The organism is Neisseria sp. P0001.S005 (assembly GCF_051963715.1).
The window spans coordinates 1-5,387 of record NZ_JBQCTZ010000221.1; the positions used below are offsets into that span (position 1 = coordinate 1).

The 5,387-nt window shown below is 51.3% G+C and carries 5 protein-coding genes and 1 tRNA gene; 5 read left to right on the forward strand and 1 reads right to left on the reverse strand.

What is annotated here, in order from left to right:
* Positions 1 to 402 (forward strand): CopD family copper resistance protein (locus ACTHSP_RS17405; protein ID WP_440346543.1); only part of this gene is annotated, 402 nt, incomplete at its 5' end.
* Between the two features lie 35 nt (positions 403 to 437).
* The gene (locus tag ACTHSP_RS17410; RefSeq protein WP_440346544.1) at positions 438 to 1,412 is read left to right on the forward strand and encodes a TerC family protein; all 975 of its coding nucleotides are present in this window, start codon (positions 438 to 440) and stop codon (positions 1,410 to 1,412) included.
* Positions 1,413 to 1,475: 63 nt separating this feature from the next.
* Here ACTHSP_RS17410 and ACTHSP_RS17415 read toward each other — a convergent pair whose 3' ends face one another.
* Positions 1,476 to 1,874, reverse strand: a complete 399-nt coding sequence (locus ACTHSP_RS17415) for an Ag473 family lipoprotein (RefSeq protein ID WP_308904840.1) — start codon at positions 1,872 to 1,874, stop codon at positions 1,476 to 1,478.
* 182 nt (positions 1,875 to 2,056) lie between these two features.
* On the opposite strand from ACTHSP_RS17415, the gene ACTHSP_RS17420 reads away from it, so the two are divergent.
* The 3 genes from ACTHSP_RS17420 to lysS all read left to right on the forward strand — a co-directional run.
* A tRNA-Lys gene (locus ACTHSP_RS17420) sits at positions 2,057 to 2,132 on the forward strand.
* A 140-nt stretch (positions 2,133 to 2,272) separates the two neighbouring features.
* The gene (aldA, locus tag ACTHSP_RS17425) at positions 2,273 to 3,715 is read left to right on the forward strand and encodes an aldehyde dehydrogenase (RefSeq protein WP_440346545.1); all 1,443 of its coding nucleotides are present in this window, start codon (positions 2,273 to 2,275) and stop codon (positions 3,713 to 3,715) included.
* A gap of 179 nt (positions 3,716 to 3,894) precedes the next feature.
* On the forward strand, positions 3,895 to 5,387 hold a 1,493-nt coding region (gene lysS, locus ACTHSP_RS17430), incomplete at its 3' end, for a lysine--tRNA ligase (RefSeq protein ID WP_440346546.1).

Here is a 5,387-nt window from a genome sequence, read left to right on the forward strand (position 1 = left end):
GCCTTTGTCGGCGGCGTATTTTTCGAAATGCTGGTTCTCTCCGTTTTGCACACCGGCCGCGTTTCGCGCGAATCGCGTCGCGAAGTCGAGCGTGCCATGTCCCATCGTGCCGTCCGCGTGATGCCGATTGTCGTCATCACCCTTTTCATCAGCGGCATCGTTATGGTGTACAACCGTTATCTGCCAATGCTGCACCATCCTCTCGACAGCGCCTTCAGCATTATGTTGAGCATCAAAATCCTGTTGGCAGTAAGCGTTTTGGTACATTTTGCCATCGCCGTTGTCAAAATGGCCCGACACACCCTTACCGTCGGCTGGTCGAAATACATACACGCCGTTGTCTTCAGCCATATGCTGTTTATTGTCTTTTTTGCCAAGGCGATGTTCTACCTGTCTTGGTAAACCTTACCCATACCCCCCACACACAAGGATTTTTTATGACCCAATACCCGTCCGTCGGCTCGCCGATGTTTTACGGCATCTTCTTTATTGCCGTCTTAATCATGATCGCCATCGATATGGTATCGCTGAAAAAAAACGGCGCCCACAAAGTCAGCATCAAAGAAGCCCTCGCTTGGAGCGGCATTTGGGTAGCCGTATCTTGTGCATTTGCAGGCTGGCTCTATTTTGAACTGGCGGGCAACCCGACTTACGGAGCCGTTGTCGCCAAAGAAAAAGTCCTCGAATTCTTCACCGGCTATGTACTTGAAAAATCCCTTGCCGTCGATAACATCTTCGTTTTCCTGATGATTTTCGGCTACTTCAAAGTCGAACCCAAATTCCAACACCGCGTCTTGCTCTATGGCGTATTCGGCGCCATCGTCCTGCGCGCCATCATGATCTTCATCGGCGCAGCCTTGGTACAACAATTTGAATGGATTTTGTACCTCTTCGGCGCATTCCTCTTATACACCGGCATTCATATGATGAAGCCCGAAGCCGAAGCTGAAGAAGACCTTTCCCAAAACAAGATCCTGACCCTGCTCAAAAAAGTCATCCCGACCAACCAACAGTTTGACGGTGAAAAATTCTTTACCCTTGAAAACGGCAAACGTATTGCTACACCGCTTTTGCTGGTATTGATTATGATCGAATTAAGCGACGTTATCTTTGCCGTGGACAGCATCCCCGCTATTTTTGCCGTAACCACCGACCCTTTCATCATCCTCACTTCCAACATTTTTGCCATCTTGGGTCTGCGTGCCATGTACTTCTTACTGGCAGACTTTGCCGAACGCTTTATTTTCCTCAAATACGGCTTGGCTTTCGTATTGAGCTTTATCGGTATCAAGATGCTGATTATGCACTGGGTGCATATCCCGATTTCCATTTCCCTGTCCGTCGTCTTCGGCGCACTGGGCGCATCCATCCTGACTTCTTTGGTATATACGCGTCAGCAAGAGAAAAAATAATCTGCCGATATAAAAAGGCCGTCTGAACATTTCAGACGGCCTTTTCAAATATCAAACACCAGCTTATTTAGCAGCGTCTTTCAATTTGTCGGCAGCTTCTTGAGTCGCATCGGCTGCTTTACCCATAGCATCTTTAGCTGCGTCTTTGGCAGCATCTTTAGCATCAGAAACCGCATCTTTAGCTTCTTCAACCGCTTTACCGGCAGCATCTTTAGCGTCAGAAACTGCTTTATCCGCAGTTGCTTTAGCATCTGCAGCAGCATCTTTAACATCAGAAACAGCTTGCTCAGCCACACCTTTGGCTTCAGAAGCAGCAGCATCAACAGAAGAAGCTGCATTTTCAGCAGCAGCGTTTACATCGGAAGCAACAGCAGAAGCCGCCTCTTGGGTTTCTTTTTTCGCTTCTTGTGTACACGCAGCCAAGCCGGCTACCATCATTGCAGCAATCAATAATTTTTTCATGTTGTATATCCTTTGGTCTAAAAAATATCTGTCAAAACTGACAGACCAAAAAATCATAACATAATAAATGCTCAAAAAAGGGAGAATTAACACCAAATAACAGCCGGTTTACGTTTTTTGAAAAAAATTTCAAAAAAACAGTTGACGAAAAGAAACAAGCTACCTATAATGCACAGCTTATCGGGTCGTTAGCTCAGTCGGTAGAGCAGCGGACTTTTAATCCGTTGGTCGAGCGTTCGAATCGCTCACGACCCACCAAATATGAAAACCTGCTTTGAAAAAAGCAGGTTTTTTTCATGTTCTCCGTAATAATCTACTTCTCCTACAAATATACTTGTATGCCAGACAATTTAAGCATACACTGACTACACACGACTACAACGACAGGAGAACTTGAAATGAAACAATTGGCCATGTACATCAACGGACGCTTTGAAAACGATTTCAACGGCGAATGGCGCGACGTATTGAACCCTTCCACCGAAGAAACCATCGCCCGCGAACCCAAAGGCGGCAAAGCTGACGTTGACCGCGCCGTAGCGACGGCGCGTGCGGCGCAACCGGCATGGGAGCGGCTGCCTGCGGTCGAACGCGGCGCGTATTTGCGCAAAATCGCCCAAGGCATACGCGAACGCGCCGACGAGCTGACCGACACCATTGTTGCCGAAGGCGGCAAAACCAAAGACTTGGCGCGTGTGGAAGTCATGTTTACCGCCGACTATCTCGATTACCAAGCCGAATGGGCGCGCCGTTACGAAGGTGAAATCATCCAAAGCGACCGCCCGCGCGAAAATATTTTATTGTTCAAACGTCCGCTGGGCGTCGTGGCAGGCATCCTGCCGTGGAACTTCCCCTTCTTCCTGATTGCCCGCAAAATGGGCCCCGCTTTGGTAACGGGCAACACCATCGTCGTCAAACCCAGCAGCGTGACCCCGATCAACTGCCACATCTTCGCCGAAATCGTCGATGCCGTCGGACTGCCCGCAGGCGTGTTTAACGTGGTGAACGGTCCCGGCGCGGAAATCGGCAATGCCTTGTCCGCCCATCCGCAAGTCGATATGGTCAGCCTGACCGGCTCCGTCGAAGCAGGCCGCCAAGTGATGGAAGCCGCTTCCGCCAACATCACCAAAGTTTCGCTGGAACTCGGCGGCAAAGCACCTGCCATCGTGTTGAAAGACGCGGATTTGGACTTGGCGGTGAAATCCATTTTGGCTTCGCGCGTCGGCAACACCGGTCAAATCTGCAACTGCGCCGAGCGCGTCTATGTCCACAGCAGCCTGAAAGACGCGTTCATTGAAAAAATGACCGCTGCCATGAAAGGCGTACGCTACGGCAATCCTGCCGAAGCCGAAGCAGGTGCGCTGGAAATGGGCCCGCTGATTGAAGAGCGCGCCGTCAAAGCCGTTGCCGAAAAAGTGGAACGCGCCGTCAAACAAGGTGCGACGCTGGTCTGCGGCGGCAAACGCGCCGAAGGACGCGGCTATTTCTTCGAGCCGACCCTGCTGACCGACACCGACAACAACATGGACATCATGAAGGAAGAAACCTTCGGCCCCGTCCTGCCGGTTGCCACTTTCGACACGCTCGACCAAGTCATCGCTTTGGCAAACGACAGCGAATTCGGCCTGACCAGTTCCGTCTATACCACCAATCTGAATGAAGCGTTTTATGTAACCCGCCGCCTGCGTTTCGGCGAAACTTACATCAACCGCGAAAACTTCGAAGCTATGCAGGGCTTCCATGCCGGTTGGAAAAAATCAGGTATCGGCGGCGCGGACGGCAAACACGGTTTGGAAGAATATCTGCAAACCCAAGTCGTTTATTTGGAAACCAATATCTAACTGCCGATACGGCCCTTCATGAAACAAAAGGCCGTCTGAAACCGATTTTTCAGGTTTCAGGCGGCCTTTCTGCCTTTATAGAAAAAAACACCGACATCGCGTAAAATAGAGCCAATTTTTCACTTTATTCAGGCCGTCTGAAAACTCCGGCAGCCTGACTCATTTTTCCGGAAAACACCATGAGCGAACAAAACAATCCGCAAATCGAGCCGCAGTTGGACGAAAACCAAATCATCGCCCTGCGCCGCGAAAAACTGCACAACATCCGCCAACAGCGCATTGCCTATCCGAACGACTTCAAGCGCGACAGCTTTGCCGCCGATTTGCACGCCCAATACGGCGAAATCAGCAAAGAAGAACTCGACCCGCAAGCCGTTCCCGTCAAAATTGCCGGCCGCATGATGCTCAAACGCCAAATGGGCAAGGCGAGCTTTGCCACCATTCAAGACGTGACCGGCCAAATCCAGCTTTATCTGAACAACAAAGGCGTGAGTCAGGAAGTTTTGGACGATTTCAACCACTGGGACTTGGGCGACATCGTCGGCGCGGAAGGCTCTTTGTTCAAAACCAACCACGGCGAATTGACCGTGCGTGTGTCCGACATCCGCCTGCTGTCCAAATCCCTGCGCCCGCTGCCCGACAAACACAAAGGCTTGAGTGATCAAGAAACCAAATACCGTCAACGCTACGTCGATTTGATTGCCAACGAAAAATCGCGCAATACGTTTATCAAACGCAGCCAAATCATCCAATCCGTGCGTAATTTCATGGTGAACGAGCATTACTTGGAAGTCGAAACCCCGATGATGCACCCGATTCCCGGCGGTGCGACGGCGAAACCGTTCGTGACCCACCACAATGCTTTGGACATCCCGCTTTACCTGCGCATCGCCCCCGAGCTGTATCTGAAACGCCTGGTTGTCGGCGGTTTGGAGCGCGTGTTCGAGATAAACCGCAGCTTCCGCAACGAAGGCATGTCTGTACGCCACAACCCCGAATTCACCATGATTGAATTCTACGAAGCCTTCTCCGACTACGAGCGCATGATGCAGATGGCGGAAGACATCATCCGCAACGCATCGCGCACGGTAAACGGCACGGCGAAAATCAGCTACAACGGTAAAGAAGTTGATTTGGAAAGCCCGTTTGAGCGCCTGACCATTCTCGAAGCCATCAAAAAATATAATCCGCACTACACCGACGAGCAGTTGAACGATGCGGAGTGGCTGAAAAAAGAAATCGTCAAACACGGCGAAAGTCTGCCGCCGTCCCCAGGCATCGGCAGCCTGCAACTCGCCCTGTTTGAAGGTTGCGCAGAGAGTAAATTGTGGAACCCGACCTTCATCGTCGATTACCCGGTCGAAGTTTCCCCGTTGGCACGCGCTTCCGATACCAAACAAGGTCTGACCGAGCGTTTCGAATTGTTCGTTGTCGGTCGCGAGCTGGCAAACGGCTATTCCGAGTTGAACGACCCTGAAGACCAAGCCGAACGTTTCAAGGCGCAAGTGGCACAAAAAGACGCCGGCGACGACGAAGCCATGCATTACGATGCCGACTACATCCGCGCCATGGAATTCGGCCTGCCACCGACCGGCGGCTGCGGCATCGGTATCGACCGCTTGGTAATGTTGCTGACCGATTCGCAAACCATCCGCGACGTGATTCTGTTCCC

What these genes read in the sequence shown, in the direction of transcription:
- ACTHSP_RS17410 (WP_440346544.1), top strand. Translation starts at nt 438, where the DNA reads ATGACCCAATACCCGTCCGTCGGCTCGCCGATGTTTTACGGCATCTTC.
- ACTHSP_RS17415 (WP_308904840.1), bottom strand. Translation starts at nt 1,874, where the DNA reads ATGAAAAAATTATTGATTGCTGCAATGATGGTAGCCGGCTTGGCTGCG.
- aldA (WP_440346545.1), top strand. Translation starts at nt 2,273, where the DNA reads ATGAAACAATTGGCCATGTACATCAACGGACGCTTTGAAAACGATTTC.